The organism is Solibacillus sp. FSL K6-1523 (genome assembly GCF_038005225.1).
Lineage (GTDB): Bacteria > Bacillota > Bacilli > Bacillales_A > Planococcaceae > Solibacillus.
Genome location: NZ_JBBOSU010000001.1, coordinates 3,065,634 through 3,084,181, shown reverse-complemented (window position 1 = coordinate 3,084,181; position 18,548 = coordinate 3,065,634). Strand labels below are relative to the sequence as shown.

At 36.6% G+C, this 18,548-nt stretch carries 13 protein-coding genes; 11 read left to right on the top strand and 2 right to left on the bottom strand.

Features of this window, described 5'->3' with window-relative positions; translation table 11 throughout:
• Positions 1 to 158 precede the first annotated feature (158 nt).
• Together proC and MHI10_RS14900 are read right to left on the bottom strand one after the other, a co-directional pair.
• Positions 159 to 968 (bottom strand): pyrroline-5-carboxylate reductase, encoded by an 810-nt coding sequence (gene proC / locus MHI10_RS14905; RefSeq protein ID WP_340786737.1) that lies wholly within the window; start codon positions 966 to 968, stop codon positions 159 to 161.
• A 449-nt stretch (positions 969 to 1,417) separates the two neighbouring features.
• Complete coding sequence (locus MHI10_RS14900; protein WP_340786735.1) at positions 1,418 to 1,876, bottom strand: hypothetical protein; 459 nt, start codon at positions 1,874 to 1,876, stop codon at positions 1,418 to 1,420.
• A gap of 271 nt (positions 1,877 to 2,147) precedes the next feature.
• On the opposite strand from MHI10_RS14900, the gene MHI10_RS14895 reads away from it, so the two are divergent.
• The 11 genes from MHI10_RS14895 to ccsA all read left to right on the top strand — a co-directional run bounded on the left by MHI10_RS14895 (position 2,148) and on the right by ccsA (position 18,537).
• The gene (locus MHI10_RS14895) at positions 2,148 to 3,146 is read left to right on the top strand and encodes a tetratricopeptide repeat protein (protein ID WP_340786733.1); all 999 of its coding nucleotides are present in this window, start codon (positions 2,148 to 2,150) and stop codon (positions 3,144 to 3,146) included.
• A 105-nt stretch (positions 3,147 to 3,251) separates the two neighbouring features.
• On the top strand, positions 3,252 to 4,541 hold the full coding sequence (gene tig / locus MHI10_RS14890; RefSeq protein WP_340786732.1) for a trigger factor: 1,290 nt from the start codon (positions 3,252 to 3,254) through the stop codon (positions 4,539 to 4,541).
• Between the two features lie 246 nt (positions 4,542 to 4,787).
• Positions 4,788 to 6,059, top strand: a complete 1,272-nt coding sequence (gene clpX, locus MHI10_RS14885) for an ATP-dependent protease ATP-binding subunit ClpX (protein ID WP_340786731.1) — start codon at positions 4,788 to 4,790, stop codon at positions 6,057 to 6,059.
• A gap of 195 nt (positions 6,060 to 6,254) precedes the next feature.
• Positions 6,255 to 8,594, top strand: coding sequence for an endopeptidase La (gene lon, locus MHI10_RS14880; protein WP_340789257.1), 2,340 nt, complete (start codon positions 6,255 to 6,257; stop codon positions 8,592 to 8,594).
• Positions 8,595 to 8,596: 2 nt separating this feature from the next.
• Entirely contained in the window at positions 8,597 to 9,178 is a 582-nt protein-coding gene (yihA, locus tag MHI10_RS14875) for a ribosome biogenesis GTP-binding protein YihA/YsxC (RefSeq protein ID WP_340786729.1), read from the top strand.
• A 149-nt stretch (positions 9,179 to 9,327) separates the two neighbouring features.
• Positions 9,328 to 9,501 (top strand): YjfB family protein, encoded by a 174-nt coding sequence (locus MHI10_RS14870; protein WP_340786727.1) that lies wholly within the window; start codon positions 9,328 to 9,330, stop codon positions 9,499 to 9,501.
• Positions 9,502 to 9,782: 281 nt separating this feature from the next.
• Positions 9,783 to 11,426, top strand: coding sequence for a phosphate ABC transporter ATPase (locus MHI10_RS14865; RefSeq protein ID WP_340786725.1), 1,644 nt, complete (start codon positions 9,783 to 9,785; stop codon positions 11,424 to 11,426).
• A gap of 82 nt (positions 11,427 to 11,508) precedes the next feature.
• Positions 11,509 to 12,951 (top strand): S-layer homology domain-containing protein, encoded by a 1,443-nt coding sequence (locus tag MHI10_RS14860; protein WP_340789256.1) that lies wholly within the window; start codon positions 11,509 to 11,511, stop codon positions 12,949 to 12,951.
• A 13-nt stretch (positions 12,952 to 12,964) separates the two neighbouring features.
• A complete protein-coding gene (locus MHI10_RS14855; protein WP_340786723.1) occupies positions 12,965 to 15,832 on the top strand; it encodes a VWA domain-containing protein in 2,868 nt (955 codons plus the stop codon).
• 250 nt (positions 15,833 to 16,082) lie between these two features.
• On the top strand, positions 16,083 to 17,441 hold the full coding sequence (gene hemA / locus MHI10_RS14850) for a glutamyl-tRNA reductase (protein ID WP_340786721.1): 1,359 nt from the start codon (positions 16,083 to 16,085) through the stop codon (positions 17,439 to 17,441).
• A 268-nt stretch (positions 17,442 to 17,709) separates the two neighbouring features.
• A complete protein-coding gene (gene ccsA / locus MHI10_RS14845) occupies positions 17,710 to 18,537 on the top strand; it encodes a cytochrome c biogenesis protein CcsA (protein ID WP_340786718.1) in 828 nt (275 codons plus the stop codon).
• The last annotated feature ends 11 nt before the right edge of the window (positions 18,538 to 18,548 follow it).

The window sequence follows — 18,548 nt, the reverse complement described above, 5'->3', positions numbered from 1 at the left end:
AATAGTAGGGCAGTTAGCAATTGTGTTTTTATTAAAATAATATTGAGAGGTTTTTTTGTTTTAAAAAAAGAAAAAACATGCAAAAATGAGCTTTTGCATGTTTTTATATAGGGGATTTCCCAGATAGTCGGGATTTATTCGCTTTAATTTTCGTTGCTTTACTTCACGCGTTCCTTTTGCAAGAGTGCGTCTTTATTTGTAACGGCATCTACGGCATCATAAATTGTGCTTTCAAAATGGTTTACTTGAAGTGATGTCACACCTTGAATTGTTGTACCACCAGGGGAACATACTTGATCAATAAGTGCCCATGGATGTGCTTCGGATTGTAACACCATTTGTGCACTTCCTAATACAGAACTTGCGGCAATTTCAAGCGCCATTTGTTTTGGCATACCTTCACGAACTGCAGCGCGTGCAAGGGAATCGATATATAAGTACGTGAATGCTGGAGAAGAGCAACCGATTGATGTAAAAATGGAAAATAGATTTTCTGGTAATTCTACGATTGTTCCGACAGTCGAAAATAATTGCTCAACTAAATTTTTTTGTTCGACATTAGTTGAGTGTGTTGAGTAACAGCTTGTAGAGGCACCAATTGTTGCATTGATGTTCGGCATAACGCGGAAAACGGGCGTTGTTGGCAAGAAACTTTCCTGTAAATAATCAAGTGATTTTCCTGCTGCTATAGAAATGACAAGATGATTGTCCGTTAAATGTTGTTTAATTGTTGGCAGTACGTCGGGAAACATTTGAGGTTTGACGGCAATGACGATGACATCTACATTGTGTATCAGTTCTTCAATAGATGACGCGGCTTGTATACCATACATTTGTACAAGTGTATCTGTCTTTTTTTGTGAGCGGTTAATTCCATAAATGGACGATGCTTCAAATTTACCACTTGCGACCATTCCTTTAATAATTGCTGAGGCCATATTCCCCAAACCGATAAAACCGTATTTCATTTCTTATTCCTTCTTTCATAATCAATTACGCCTCGGCGTAATTGCGTCCAGATTTTTTCGAGCTAACTCGAAAAACACCCCTAAAAAATCTGTGACATCCGCTGGGGCTTGGGTCAACACGATGTTGATCACAAAGGCGTTGTCACAGGACGTGACGGGTTTTAGCCTTTGTTCCCCAATTCAGCCGGGGTTTGAACCCTCACTAAATAGAATTGCATTTTTAGCATTCGTCCCCACCTATAGAAGTAGGCGACTTCTGCTGAATCAAGTTAAAAAGCTTCGTGTCTGCTTTTAAATTCGCAATAATGCATAGCGATTAGTATACCTTACGTAAAAAGGAATGCAAATGAATCGCTATATTTAGATAGTATTAAGGTGCATTTTATCTTTTCAAAATAAAAAAATCATCGTATTGGGCTAAGCCAACAGGATGATTTATGCATGAAATATTATAAGAAAAAAGCATTTTTAATACCGATTGGCCAATCGACAACTTGACCATTTTCTGTTTTTACTTCTAACACTAATATTTCATTTTCAATTGCTTCAATTAGCCAATCACTATATAGAAGTAACGGGTTTTCAGCTCCTAATAATGTCTTGAGCTCTTTGTTAGTAATTGATAAAATTTCGGATTCACATGTTAAATGAATATGCTGTGGAATAATTTGCAGCTTCCCGATTTTGATTGTTCCAGGAATGGTTCCATCAATTTCAATAAGATGTGTCGTGACAACTTGCTTTTTATAATCAACCGTTGTTTCAGTAACAAAATCAAATTTTACTGGATATTCTGCATCATTCACAATAGCGGTGCTTCTACTAACAACACTAATCGGTAAATTTTGCAATGATTTTTCAAAATGGGCTTTAAATTTTAATAATATATCTTCCGACAAGACAACCATTTAAATCACTCCTTCGATAAATAAAAATTAATCTATTATAAAAATACGCATTAAAACATAAAACTAAGGGAATAATAGAAGAAAGTTTTCCCTATTTATTAAAGCCTTTTATTGAACTATATGAATTTAGTATAGCCAATTTTAAGATGCCGTGAATTGAAAGAAGAGTAAAATTTGTGAACGTATTGTTGTTCTCGCGATACACATGTAAAATAAATGCAGTGGATAAGATATGAAATTACATTGACTTAGCAGTGATGGAGTGAAGCGCATGAAAAATAAGAAGAATATTAAAAAGCATGGAAATGTCGTTCTTTTCCCAGGCACTACGGAACGCCTATTAGATGAAGCGCGTGAACTTGCTGGAAATTATCACTTTGTAAAGGCGAATGAATTGTTTGACAAGGTGTTTAAGATAACACCGGGTGATGAAACCTCCTTAAGTGTTTATGCGTATTCTTTATATGAAACGAAAAATTTCGAGAAGGCAAAAGAAGTATGCGAAGAGTTATTGGCACTTGGTCCAAGTATGTATTTTGAAGTAATGGAGCTGTATTTGACGATTTGCATGCAGCTTAAACAATATAAACAAGTGGAAAAAATTATCGCTTCTTTATTTGAGGAGGATATTATTCCATTAGACCAAGTTGAAAAATTTCATCGATTACAAAAGCTGAATGCAGACATTGCAGGAAATCAAAATGCCCAACCGGAACAGCCAGTTGAAGGAAATTCATTTGATGAAATGTTTGAGTTAGACGGGACAGCTTTTATACAAAAGTCTCTTCAAGAACAATTAGTCATCGTCCATGAGCTAGAAGGGAAAAATATTCGACCAATGCTTGCGGAATTAAAATGGATTGTTGAGCATGAGGGTGTGCATCCATTTATTCAAAGTTTGCTTTTAATTGTATTAGTTGAACAAGATGTCAGTGAACCACTTACCATTTCTAAATTGAATCGGACAGAAAACGTCAACCCAGCGCAATTGGAATTACCGACGAAGATGCCACAATTTCAAAAAGTATACCAACATGTGTTGAACCGCTTGGAGCAGGAGCCCTCTACGCTAGAATTAGTAGAATCACTAATTGCTAAGCACGCGATAGTTACGTATCCATTTGAATGGCTCGATTACGATAGTGAAGACGTAGCGAATAGCTATATTAATTTTGTGAAGACAATGTTCGGGGAAATTCCAGAAATGGATGATGAACTGATCGACTTTATACAAGGGTTAGATACATTAATGAATTTAACTGACATATGAAAAAAGTTGAAACATTGAGCATATATGATATACTAAAATGGTTGTCAAATTATATAAATGACGAGTTTGTTTAACAAACAAAAGTTAACTTTGGAGGTAATATATATGTCAGTAAAATGGGAAAAACAAGAAGGTAACCAAGGATTATTAACAGTTACTGTAGCTGCTGTAGAAGTAGATAAAGCAATCGATAGCGCATTCAAAAAAGTTGTAAAACAAATTAACGTACCAGGTTTCCGTAAAGGGAAAATGCCTCGTCCGATGTTCGAAAAAATGTACGGTGTAGAAGCATTATACCAAGATGCATTAGAAATCGTAATTAACTCTTCATACCCAACAGCTTTAGATGAGTCAGGTGTTGAGCCAGTTGATTTCCCTGAAATCGCGGGTACTGAAAACTTCGCTAAAGGTACAGACTTCACTTACACTGCAACAGTAATCGTGAAACCAGAACCAAAATTAGGCGAATACAAAGGCTTAGAAGTTACAAAACTTTCAACTGAAGTAACAGATGAAGAAGTAGAAGCACAAATTACAGAGCAATTAGCTAAAAAAGCAGAATTAGAAATTAAAGAAGATGAAGCGATCGTTGATGGCGATACAGCTGTAATCGACTTTGAAGGTTTCGTAGGTGAAGAAGCATTCGAAGGCGGTAAAGGCGATGATTACGCACTTGAAATCGGTTCAGGTTCTTTCATTCCTGGATTTGAAGAGCAATTAGTAGGCGCTAAATCTGGCGAAAAGAAAGATGTTATGGTTACTTTCCCAGCAGAATACCATGCTGAAGAGTTAGCAGGTAAAGAAGCGAAATTCGTAGTAACGATTAAAGAAGTAAAAACTAAAGTACTTCCTGAGTTAAACGACGCATTTGCAAAAGAAATCGACCCAGAAGTTGAGACGGTTGATGCTTTACGTGCAAAACTTAAAGAAACAACTGCTGCTCAAAAAGAAGCGGAAGCAGAAGGTTCTTTACGTGACGAATTAGTAGAAAAAGCTGCTGAAAACGCAGAAGTTGACGTTCCACAAGGGATGATTAACACAGAAGTAGACCGCATGATTCAAGAATTTGGTCAACGTTTACAATCACAAGGTATGAACCTTGAATTATACTACCAATTCTCAGGTCAAAACGAGCAAGCTTTACGTGAGCAAATGGCTACTGATGCAGAAGGCCGCGTACGTGTTTCTTTAGTATTAGAAGCAATCGGTCAAGCTGAAAACATCGCAGTTTCTGAAGAAGATATCAACGCTGAAGTTGAAAAAATGGCTGCTCAATTCGGTATGACAAACGAACAAATTTTAACTGCTTTAGGCGGCACTTCAGTTTTAGAGAACGACATCCGTACTCAAAAAACAGTTGAGCTTTTAGTTGAAAACGCTAAAATCTCTAACTAAGTAATTGCCCCATAGATAACAGATAGACAATTTTGACAAGGTACGGGCTTTCCCGTGCCTTGTTTTATCACATAAACATCTTTTGACAAATTAAGAAAAAACATTATTTTGTGTTAATTGTTGCAAGAGAAGTTTTTCTAATACATAATCAATTTTAATACAATAAAAGCAACAAGTTGCAGTCAATTTATTTGATAAAAGTAAAAGAATCTTGTAAGATTGTTGCTTGAATAGGGGTGAACCAAATTGTTTAAATTTAATGATGAAAAAGGCAATTTAAAATGCTCTTTTTGTGGTAAGCCACAAGAACAAGTTCGTAAATTGGTTGCAGGACCAGGTGTTTATATTTGTGACGAATGTATCGAATTATGTTCAGAGATTGTCGTAGAAGAGTTAGGTATTGAAGAAGAAATCGAATTTAAAGATATCCCGAAACCTAAAGAAATATTAAATATTTTAGGCGACTATGTGATTGGACAAGAGCGTGCGAAAAAAGCATTAGCTGTCGCGGTATACAATCACTACAAACGTATTAATTCAAATTCTAAAATCGATGATGTTGAATTATCGAAATCAAATATTGTTTTAATCGGTCCAACAGGTAGTGGTAAAACATTACTTGCACAAACATTAGCGCGTATTTTAAATGTTCCATTTGCGATTGCAGATGCAACAAGTCTTACAGAAGCGGGTTATGTTGGTGAGGACGTTGAAAATATTTTATTAAAACTGATTCAAGCAGCTGACTATGATATAGAACGAGCTGAAAAAGGGATTATTTATATTGACGAGATTGATAAAGTCGCTCGTAAATCAGAAAATCCTTCGATTACGCGTGACGTATCTGGTGAAGGTGTTCAACAAGCATTATTAAAAATTCTAGAAGGTACAGTTGCGAGTGTTCCCCCACAAGGTGGACGTAAGCACCCACACCAAGAATTTTTACAAATCGATACATCAAACATCTTATTTATCGTAGGTGGAGCATTTGATGGCATCGAAACAATCATTAAACGCCGCCAAGGTGAAAAAGTGATTGGTTTTGGTTCAAATCCAAAGGTTGGGGAAGAAGAAGGCACATTAATGTCTCATCTTATTCCGGAAGATCTATTGAAATTTGGATTAATTCCAGAATTTATTGGTCGATTACCAGTACTTGCAACATTAGAGCAATTAAATGTAGATGCTCTTGTACAAATTTTAACAGAGCCAAAAAATGCACTAGCGAAGCAATATCAAAAAATGCTTGAGCTTGATAATGTTGAGTTAGAGTTTGAAGATGATGCGCTTGTTGAAATTGCGAAGTTGGCGATTGAACGAAAGACGGGTGCTCGTGGATTACGTTCGATTATCGAAGTAACAATGTTAGACGCAATGTTTGAGTTACCATCACGTGATGATATTAAAAAATGTATCATTACTGCTGAAACAATTCGCGATAAAGCAGAACCAAAACTTATTTTAGAAGATGGCTCTGTTTATGTGAAAGATACGGGTAACGAAAAAACTTCAGCATAATTGATTTAGAAACAAACATGTAGCTGACTTTGACTTCTTAAGCAAGTCCAAAGTCAGCTTTTTCTTAGCGAATAAGCGTACTTTTACTGCAAAATATGTCGTACTAATAAAAGTGTATATACATAATTAATTGTATGTAAAATTTTTAAAAGGTAACACATACTACTATAACTGCGGGTTGTTTTTATGATTTGGATGGAGGTGAATACCCGCGTGAATAAAATATTAAAAGATATGCCAATTTTACCTTTAAGAGGTTTACTCGTCTTCCCATCAATGGTTTTACATATCGATGTAGGAAGAGAACGATCGGTTGCTGCTTTAGAACATGCGATGTTAAATGACAGCACCATCTTTTTAACGACTCAAAAAGATTTACGCGTCGAATCACCAGCAAAAGCTGATTTATTTGATGTGGGAACGACTGCGCGTGTAAAACAAATGCTAAAATTACCAAATGGAACGCTACGTATTTTGGTTGAAGGTGTAAACCGTGCGAAAATGCTCCGTTACAAGGAGTCTGAAAATTTTACAGTTGTTGATTTAGAAGTGTATGTAGATGATACATACAAAGACTCTGAAACAGAAGCATTAATGCGTACACTTTTAACTTATTTTGAGAAATACGCAAAATCTTCGAATAAAATTACGACTGAAACAATTGAAATGGTATTGGATATTGAAGAGCCAGGACGATTAGCAGATGTCATTGCTTCACATTTACCGATTAAAGTTTTAGAAAAGCAAGAAATTTTAGCGATTACATCGATAAAGAAACGATTAGATCATTTAATTATTCGTTTGCATGATGAGCAAGAAATTTTAAACTTAGAGAAGAAAATTGGCACGAAAGTAAAACAAGCAATGGAGCGCACGCAAAAGGAATATTATTTACGTGAGCAAATGAAAGCAATTCAAACAGAGCTTGGCGATCGTGATGGAAAAACGGGTGAAGTTTCAGAACTCCGTAAGAAAATTGATCAAGCGGGATTGCCTGAATCAACGTTAGAAGTAGCTTTGAAAGAATTAGACCGCTATGAAAAATTACCAGCTGCTAGTGCAGAGAGCGGAGTTATTCGAAATTACCTAGAGTGGCTTGTAACGATTCCTTGGAATGAAAAAACGGAAGATCGTATTGATATTTCCTATGCAGAGGAAATTTTAAATCGCGATCATGACGGCTTGGAAAAAGTGAAAGAACGTGTGTTAGAGTATCTTTCAGTGCGTAAGTTAATGAACTCATTACGCGGTCCGATTCTTTGTTTAGCAGGACCTCCAGGCGTAGGGAAAACGAGTTTAGCGCGTTCGATTGCAGAAAGTTTAGATCGCAAATTTGTGCGTGTATCACTTGGTGGCGTTCGAGATGAATCTGAAATTCGCGGACACCGCCGTACGTATGTTGGCGCGATGCCAGGACGTATTATTCAAGGGATGAAAAAAGCCGGGACAGTCAACCCAGTATTTTTACTGGATGAAATTGATAAAATGTCAAATGACTTCCGTGGAGACCCTTCTGCTGCAATGCTAGAAGTGCTTGATCCTGAGCAAAATAATACATTCAGCGATCATTATATTGAAGAGCCATACAATTTACAAGATGTACTATTTATTGCAACTGCGAATGATTTAAGTACGATTCCAGGTCCATTATTAGATCGTATGGAAGTCATTACGATTGCAGGATATACGGAATTCGAGAAAAATGAAATTACAAAAAATCATCTCATTCCAAAGCAAATGAAAGAACACGGATTAAAAAAGGCACAGCTTTTAATTAAAGATGAAGCTATTCTAGATTTAATTCGTTACTATACACGTGAAGCAGGTGTGCGTGGTTTAGAGCGACAAGTAGCAACAGTTTGTCGTAAAGCTGCAAAAATCATTGTTTCTGGTGAAAAGAAAAAAGTAACGGTCAGCTCGAAAGTTTTAGTAGATATGCTAGGGAAACATCGCTACCGATATGGGCAAGCAGAAACAGAAGACCAAGTAGGTGTCGCAACTGGCTTAGCATATACAACGGTCGGTGGTGATACGTTGCAAATTGAAGTTTCATTAACACCAGGTAAAGGGAAACTTCAATTAACAGGGAAGCTCGGCGATGTGATGAAGGAATCCGCTCATATCGCATTAACATTTGTACGAACGTTGACGCATCAGTTAGGTTTGGATGCGGATTATTTCGACCAACATGATATTCACGTCCATGTTCCAGAAGGCGCTGTTCCAAAAGATGGTCCATCAGCAGGAATTACGATGGCTACTGCGATTGTGTCAGCAATTACTGGAAAAGCGATTAAACGTGAAGTCGGTATGACAGGCGAAATTACGCTTCGTGGTCGCGTATTACCAATCGGTGGCTTAAAAGAAAAATCATTAAGTGCACACCGAGCAGGATTAACGACAATCATTATTCCAAAAGATAATGAGCGCGATATTGATGATATTCCAGAAACAGTTCGTGAGCAGCTCACATTTAAACTAGTGTCACAGGCAGAAGAAGTTCTGGCCATTGCACTAGACGGAGGTTTTAAGTAGTAATGAAAGTCCATAATGTTGAAATGGTCGGTAGTTTTGTACGACCAGAACAATTTCCAGAAGACGGTTTTCCAGAGTTTGCCTTAGCGGGTCGCTCGAATGTCGGGAAATCCTCTTTCATAAATCGTATGATTGGTCGTAAAGCACTGGCACGAATTTCGTCAAAGCCAGGAAAAACACAACAATTGAACTTCTATAAAATTGAAGATCAGTTTTTCTTCGTGGATGTACCAGGGTACGGTTATGCAAAAGTTTCAAAATCAGAGCGCGCGGCATGGGGGAAAATGATTGAACAATACTTCATGGGACGCCAGGAACTAAAAGCGGTCGTGTTAATTGTAGATTTACGTCATTCACCAACATCAGACGACTGCATGATGTATGATTTTTTAAAACACTATAATATTCCTGTTATCGTTATTTCAACAAAAGCCGATAAAATTCCAAAAGGCAAATGGGATAAGCATAAAAAAATCGTGCGCGAAAAGTTACAAATGGATAAACAAGATCCTTTAATCGTGTTTTCTTCAGAAAAAGGGCTAGGTTTCGATGAAGCATGGGCTGAAATTGAATCACGTATGTAATAGGGAAAGCCACAATATCCGCTATATTTAAAAAACATCCTTTTGGTATATCCAAGAGGATGTTTTTTTGAAATTAATTTTGATGAAATACATTTAAAACCTTGATGTCGTGCGTCATTAGCCGATAAACATTTTAGGAGGTGCTACATATGGATATTGCCGCTTTAGCAATGTCGATGAATCAAGCGCAATTAATGCAAAATGTTTCATTGGCTGTTACAAAACAAGCGATGGAATTTCAACAACAAAGTGCAGAACAAGTTGTAGAAATTCTAGATGCACCACACCCAACATCAGGTCATTCGATTGATGTTTCGGTCTAAAAAAAACGGCACATGAATTTTATGTGCCGCTTTGGCTGGATTTCGGTAAAATAAAGTGAATAATTGATACTTTTGTGTGACGCGCAGAATAACACGTGTATATACCTAAAATGATTGAAGTTTTGCATTACCGCGTCAGGATGTTTAAGGGATAAAGTATTCGAACAGTAATTTATAATCAATTTATTCAGGATATCTATCCAAGTTATTACATATAAACATTTTTGTCTTATATTTTGATATAATTGCTAGGAGAAAGTAAGAAGAAGGAGGCGGAACAATTGCTGAAAAAAATGGCAACAATTTTAATGGCAATTATTTTTGCTTTAGCAGCACTGCCAATAGGACAACAAGCTGAAGCAGCTACGACATACACATTTGTCAACGTGAAATATGATGAAACAGAAAATAAAGACGGTACGGTGAATCGTACCTTAAGTAAAGTAACATTAAAAAATAGCGCTGGAAAAACAGCTACATTTAATATCGATAATAATGCAAGACTGTACATAAATAAAACATCCACTACGATTGATGGTTTTAAAGCGGGTATGGATGTTACCGTAAAAATAAATTTACGTAAAGTAACGGAAATGCGTGGGACAACAACGATAGAAGAAGGGGCTATTGTTCCAAATAGCAAGCAAAATGCGGGGGTTGTTACAAAAATCGACCCAAATGGCTTATTTATTACAGTAAAATTAGATAGTGCAGGAACGAAAACGTATTACGTGAAAAATACAACAACGATTATTAAAGGCAAGTCAACAGTAGATTTAAGTGCCCTTTATGAAGGGGACCGTGTGAAACTAAAATTTGCCTCGGCAGATACGTCAACAGTATCAGAAATTGATATTATCACTTCTGGTATTATGGTGGAAAACTTATATAAAGCTAAATTAAATACAGTAAACTCAAGTAAAAATACATTTACTGTACAAAATGCACATCCATTTACAAACTGGTTATTCGGTGAAAATGAAAAAGAGGATAAAAATACATTTAATTTTTCAAATAACACAACGATTTATGCAGGCAATGAAAAAATCACAGAAAATCAATTGAAAAACTATAAAAATAGCGAAATGTATTTTGTAACGACGAAGCAATTTAGTAAAGAGGTCGTTGAAAAAATTGTCGTATTAGCGAAAAATGAACGTTCATATTACCAATCATTATCTGAAGTAAATTCGAAATATGGTTACTTTGCGTTATCTAAAGTAGGTCGTTTATTTTATCATGATGGCTCTATATTAATTCGAAATGGTCGCTTAGTGGAGCCTGATACGCTTGCTGCGAATGGGACAGCCTATGTCATTACAGATGGTGCGACGAGCGATAAATATGCCCATGTGGTAAATGTAACGAACGATAGCTTTACATCACCAAACTTATCATCGCATCAGCTTTATTTTGGTCGTTTAGACATAGCTGATTTAGATGCTTACAAAGTTGAACTTTCAGGCATGGAATACTTTAAAAATAACTTCTGGACGAAATTTAATACGGAGTCAATCTTCTCATTCAGTAATTCAACAACGGTTACAGAATTAGATGGCGATACGCAATATAAAATTATTCCAGAAACAGAATTATTCTTATATGAAGGGCAATATGGATATTTCTATGTGAAGGATGGTCATATCCAAGCGATTCACTTCATCCAGAATGAGGCGCGTTCTGTTATTACGGCAACGGGTCGAGTGGATAGTATTGGTACAAATTCAATTGCAGTGAAAGATGTTAGTCAGTGGGTAAGTGGCGGAGAATGGTCTTACTTCGGAGAAACGAAAGTAGACTTAAATAAAGTAGTCATTATTAAAAACGGTAAAGCGATTAAAGCAAGTGAATTAAAACCTTCTGATCGCGTTGTATTATTAATGGACGAAAATCTTGTGACACATGTTGTAATGGTCAACGAATAAATGTGAGGCATGTAGGAATCATACTCCTACATGCCGTCTCATATCGAGAAATGACACGGAAAGAGGGATAATCGTTGTGGGAATGAAAAAAAATATTCTGTTCTTATTAGCATTTACTGTTTTCTTAAGTATGATTATTAGTTTGCCGGTACACACTTCAGCGCAATCGATTGACTTAAATGGCGGTATAAAAAATGAGTATACATATGAAGAATATGTGTTCATTACAGGGAAGCCAATTAAATTTACAGGTACAAATAAAAACGTGACAGTATCAGTCAAAGAGAGTAAAGGCAAGCTATCGGAAACGTATAAATTTACATTAGCGGGACCAAATGGCGAAAAACTAGCACGTAATTTTGTCTATACATATGATGTGACAAACTATGATCAAATCGGTCAAAGTACAGCAGATGGAGAAGTCACAAAGTTTACTGAAACAATAACAGTAGGCAAGGATAAATATACGTTAGTAGATTATCAATTATCGAAAAGTGCTGTGACAGATAAGCGACCAGCATCCGATTATTATACAGGTAATGCGATTGCGAGAAAAACATACACATATAGTGGCGGTAGCGGACGCAATGAAACAGTAAATGAAATTACCGTGAATGCGGATAGTCGTCATGTAGGGTATGAAAACTTCTGGGGAGCGACAGAAACTCAAATTACAGATTTTGAAATGGTTTTCGCAGATGGCTCAATTGGTACAGTAGAAAGTCGCGTATCTACAACAAAATCACGCGAGTTGGAATACGATGAGAGTTCGGCGTCGTTATCAAGTTTTAATGGTACTTACAAAGCAATTAGTACGGCAGATACACTTTCAGAATATGTTTATGAACTGCCAAAAACGAAAGGGAAAGTTGCATTAGATATCGACTATATGCCAAAAGTTGAAATGTTAAAAATCCCAAAATTCCGTGACCTTTCAGCACACTGGGCACGTGGCAGCATTGAAAAACTATATTCTTTAGGGATTTTAGATGACCAATCTAATTTCTTCTCGCCAAATACACCAATGGTACGCTATGATTTTGCGATTGCAATTGGTAAAGCGATTGATTTACGTGTATTAGAAGATACGTCGAAAAAGAAAAAAGCGCCTTCTACAAGCATTTTTAAAGATGTAAAACGCACGGCAAAAGACTATAACTATTTATTAGCTTCTGTTAATAAAGGGGTTATTCAAGGGATGACGGCGACAACGTTTGAACCAGATGGCTATTTATCACGCCAACAAGCAGCGACAATTTTAGTTCGTGCACTCGGTCTTGAAGGGAAAGCGCCAGATCCAGGTTATACAACGTCGTATACGGATGATAATAAAATATCAGACTATGCACGAGATTCTGTTTATGTAGCATCAGAGCTAGGATTGATGAAAGGCAGTGACGGAAAATTCAATCCGAAAGGCAATTTAACACGTGCAGAAGCCTCATCAATCATTGAACGATATTTAAAATACTTAGAAAATGACTTAAAGCAAAATTATCGCGATGATATTTTGTTCTTTGAATAAGGAGTGAGCTCTTATGACCAATTTTAAGAAGCTAATAGCGGTATTTTTATCTTGTTTGATCGTATTTTCTGGTGTGTTGCCTTTAAATCCAAGAGAAGCAGATGCGGCAACGAATGACGCATCATTAGCGGAATGGGAAATGCTAAAAATGATGGCTGAATTAGATGGGAATTATCCATTTAAAGGCTACGATAAAGGGATGCTTTACGCGCATTATGGCGAATTAAATATTCCACTATATGGGGTAGGTAATGCGTCAAAACAAAATGCGAATATTTCAAGAGGTCATTTTGCGAAAATTTATGCGGCGATGAATGGTCTAGATTTATCGGAAATACAAGCAGTTCAATATATGTACATGAGTGAAATTACGACTGGGGTTACTGGTAAGCGTACGTTTGAAGATTACAAGTCAACGAGCAACCTGAACCGTAATGATATAAAGGCATTTATAGCTCGCATGAAAAAACAAGGGAAAATCGCATTTGAAGGATTAACAAGTAAAGCATCAGGTAAGGATAATCATAAAATTACGTTACCGGCGAACTTTATCGAAAACTCAGATGGTTCTGTTCAATTAGAGCCGAAGCCAGGAGAAAATACCGATGATAAAGTAAACCGTCCAAGTGTTTATAAAGCAGTGGAAAGCATTAATGTAGCGTCTGAAAAATTGATTGCAAATGGTGTGGATTCAACATTAATTACAATCCAATTAAAAGATAGCTACGGGAATCCAATCCCGTACGAGGAATCATTAGCATTTAAGGTCACGTCTGAAGCAGGTGCTTCATTCTCTGCAACAAACTCGAGCACAAGCGGGAAAGCGCAAGTTGTTTATACGGATGGACCTGAGCTCAATGTATTTGTGACGGCACCAGCAGTGACAAAATCAGTTGTCGATAAAATTCGATTTGAGTTAGTAAACAATGATGATCCAAGATTTTATACGTATAAAAACCAAGTAATTGAAGCATCTGTTCGCTATGTGCCAGAAGCAGAATTACGAATTTCGTATGAAGTATATGATCCAGATCAGCCAGACTGGACAGGCGGAGATGTCGACCCAGGCATTAAGCCATTACCTGCTTTACCAGAGGGAGTTATTGACGGTAAAACGGTATCATTTACAGTAAATGGTGTGATCACGGTTACAGATTATGATGAAGATTTAAAATTATTGACAGGTTCTAAGCACGAAGCATATACGCATCCAACGACAGGTCAACCAACACAAGGTGAAATTACTTCTAAAGAGATTCAGTATGGTAATGCAGAATTAAAATTAGAAGGTCAAATTATTTCTGTTTGGCTGTTTGAACAAATTTTAGATTATATGATTTACGGCAATGAAAAGGATCCAAATGCCTGGGGCGGAGTTGGTTCAGCGAAAGTCATGTATACGTTAAATAAAGAGGGGCGAGCTACGTACGATTTGCAAGGTGTGATGAGTGAAGAACATACAGCACAGTTTGAATCGACATTGCATGCAGCGATCATTTATTTAATCAACTTTTTACCAAAAGCAGATGATATTACGTTAGCGCATGAAGACAGTGTACTTGCAATTAAAGCGTTATATGACACGCTTGGTCAAATTGATAAAAACATTTTACAAAAAGGATTTGCCCAAGCGATTGGTAAGCTTGAAGGGGCAATGTCGAAAATTGAAGTTTTGAAAAAAGGACAAGAGCTTGAGCAACGTCCTGAAGGTACGGAACGTTATACGAAGGTCATTGTGAATGTCGTAGCGCCAAGTGGTGTCGTAATAACGGATTATCGCGGCACAGTTGAGGTAACATTTAATGGTACCTCAAGAACGGTTTCATTTGATACGAATACAAAAGACTATAATTCGGGAACGGGTTATGCCGGTTCAGCGGTCGTGTATTTCGACGATATCGTTTACGGACAATCACCTGTAACGGCAAAACTTATCGACAAAGACCCACGTTATGCAAAAGCATTACAAGGATTGGATAATAAAATAGTAACGAAAACAATTTTTGCAAATCCTAAGTTTGAGAAAAATACTTGTAACGGTAAAGCGGAAGTAGCTTTTGTTGTCGATCACTCTGGTTCTGTTCGCAAAAACGATCCAAATAACGACACAGCTAAAAAAGTAAAGCAAGTAATTAAACAAATAGGGCAAGGTACGAATCATGTGTATCACTTTAACAATAAACCCCATTTTGAAAAAAGTGGTGCAGCAAATGAAGTGGCAAGTATTCCTAGCTTGCTAGAGTATAAAAATGATGGCAATGCAACAAATATTGCAGATGCGGTTAAAGTAGCACTCGATAAATTCACACCTAATCAGCAAACGACAAAGGCACTTGTCCTTGTGACGGATGGCAAAACATCAAAATCTAAAATTGCAACCATCACAAAATTAGCAAAAGATAAAAATGTGAAAGTGTACACAGTAGCTATTGGAAAATATAATACAATTAATGAAGCACTTTTAAGAACGCTATCAACGGATACGGGTGGAGCGTACTTTAACTCTGAAACGATTTATAATCTACATGGGTCATTCCAAGCGATTATTAACTCGATTTTATGTAATAAAGAAGTTGTAGATAATAGCTGTGCAGTAGGAGACACTTTATTTAATGAAGCGAGCGTTAATATTTCACGTACCAATGTCATATTAAATGCCCGTATTAATCAAAACTGTAATAATGTAACGGCTGTTTCAGTAACCTTTACGGCTTCTGGAGGAAGCGTCACATACGATTTACAAGGTCGAGGCGCGTCGATTTATCGATTAACACGTTATGTAAATGAATTTAAGCCATTCAATTTATATAATGATGTAGAATTCCAAGCATTTGACCAAGCAGGACAATTAATTGCTGCAAAATCTGTGAAAATTCAATAAATGATAGTGGGTTAGATTGCCACTTATAAGAAATGGCATGTTGAAATAATTCAGCATGTCGTTTTTTATATTAAAACACTTAGCCGATATACTTAGTTCATTGAAAAGAACCAGGAAATTTGATACAATAATTTAGAATTATTCTTAATAAAAGATAGTATTCATAGCGTGTTCACAAAATGAAAGTGAAAATTATTTTCTTTATGATAAAATAGAAATAATGAATGAAACGTGTGAGGTGTGAGAGTTCGTGCATACATTAGTAGTAGGCTTGAATCATAAAACAGCGCCTGTCGAAATTCGCGAAAAATTATCCTTCATTGAACAGGATATCCCGAATGCCATGGCAGCGCTCCAACAGGAAAAAAGCGTATTAGAAAATGTAATTGTTTCAACGTGTAACCGTACGGAAATTTATGCGGTTGTTGATCAACTGCATACAGGGCGCTATTATGTTAAAAACTTTTTAGCTAATTGGTTTAATATTTCACTGGAGCAATTTGAGGAACACTTATTTATTCGTGAGGAAGATGAGTCGTTCAATCACTTATTCCGAGTTACAGCTGGTGTTGACTCAATGGTGCTAGGTGAAACGCAAATTTTAGGGCAAGTGAGAAAAAGCTTCTTACAAGGTCAAGAACTAGGCACAACAGGTACGGTGTATAATCAGCTCTTTAAGCAAGCGGTTACATTTGCTAAACGTGCGCACCATGAAACAGCAATTGGTGAAAATGCCGTTTCGGTATCATATGCAGCCGTGGAATTAGCAAAGAAAATTTTTGGTTCATTGCAAAACAAGCATGTCGCGATTTTAGGTGCTGGTAAAATGGGTGAACTCGCGATTCAAAACTTGTATGGCAACGGTGTCGGAAAAGTAACAGTTATTAATCGAACATTTGAAAAAGCACAACATTTAGCATCTAAGTTTGAAGGCGATGCTAAATCAATGGACGAGCTACAATGCACATTGCTTGATGCGGATATTTTAATTAGTTCGACAGGTGCGACAAATTATGTGATTGATCATGAATTGATGAAGGATGTCGCAAAACTTCGAAAAGCTGATCCATTATTTATGGTCGATATTGCGGTACCACGTGATTTAGACCCGAAAATGGGCGATATTCCGAATATCTTCTTATATGATATCGATGATTTACAAGGCATTGTCCAAGCAAACTTAGCAGAGCGTGAACGTGCGGCTTCTGAAATTACAGCGATGATTCAAGACGAGCTTGTCCAATTTAAAGATTGGTTTAATACGCTTGGTGTCGTTCCAGTAATTTCAGCATTGCGTAAAAAGGCAGCTGCGATTCAGGAAGAAACGATGGTCAGTATTGAAAATAAAATGCCCGATTTAACAGATCGCGAGCGTAAAATATTAAGTAAGCATACGAAATCGATTATTAATCAACTTCTAAAAAATCCAATTTTACAAGTGAAGGAAATGGCGAATTCAACTCAAGCAAACGAGCAACTTGCATTATTCCAACAAATTTTTGGTATTGAAGAAGATGTACAACAAGAAGTGCGTGCTCAGCAACAGGAGCAAAATAAAGCGCGTAAAAATACAAATGAAACAACTGTGAATCCGGGCTTATCTTATTAAGTGAGTGACATAATTGTTTAGAAGCGTTTTCGTATCTATATGGTAAATTTATAGATATAGGAGACGCTTTTTTTAACTTGCTTCAGCAAGTTAAAACCTCCGGCGGATGTCACAGATTTTAAGAGGGGAAGGAAGTCAGCCTAAAAACGTCACATTGTGTGACAACGGCTGACTGACCCACGTCCTGTGGGCCCTCGAAAAAATCTGGACGCAATTACGCCGAGGCGTAATTGATTTTATATGGAGAAGTTTTAGGAGAAGGTTGCGTATGACAGAAGTGGCGATGGCTAGATTATATGAGCTTATGATTATTCTTTATGCGCTCAGTATCGTGCTATATTTTATTGATTATTTATATAAAAATTTAAAAGCAAGAAGGGTTGCTTTTTGGTTTGTATCCATTGTTTGGATCATGCAAATCCTTTTTCTCGTCTTGTTTATTATCGAAACAAAACGATTCCCGGTACTGTCCTTATTTGAAGGTGTCTTTTTTTATGCGTGGCTATTAACAACGCTTTCGATTGTGTTGCATTGTATTGCCCGCGTAGACTTACCAGTATTTTTTATTAATGTATTAAGCTTCGTATTTGTAACAATCCACTTGTTTGCGCCTGATACGGCAACTCAAATTGTGGGAGAATCACTTGTTTCAGAAATGTTGCTTATTCATATTAGCTTTGCCATTGTTTCTTATGCAGCTTTTTCATTATCCTTTGTTTTTTCGATTTTGTATTTAATTTTATATCGTATATTAAAACAGAAGAAGTTGACGAGCTTATGGTCAAGGCTACCCAATCTTCAACAGATGAGTAAGTGGATAAGCTATTCCAATTTAGTGGGCGTTCCATTACTTCTGATTAGCCTTCTTTTAGGTTTAGAATGGGCGATGATGTCATTAGAGGGGCTGTCCGTTTTCGATGTGAAAATTATTAGTTCCTTTATTGTGTCTGTTGTATACTTAGTTATTTTATTGTTACATCGCAAAGGTAAATTAGTAGGTGTAACCTTTGCCTGGGTACAAATCTATTTATTTTTACTCGTTGTTATTAATTTTTTCCTTGGTAGCAAGCTATCGAATTTCCATCTATGGGTCTAATAGAAAGGTCG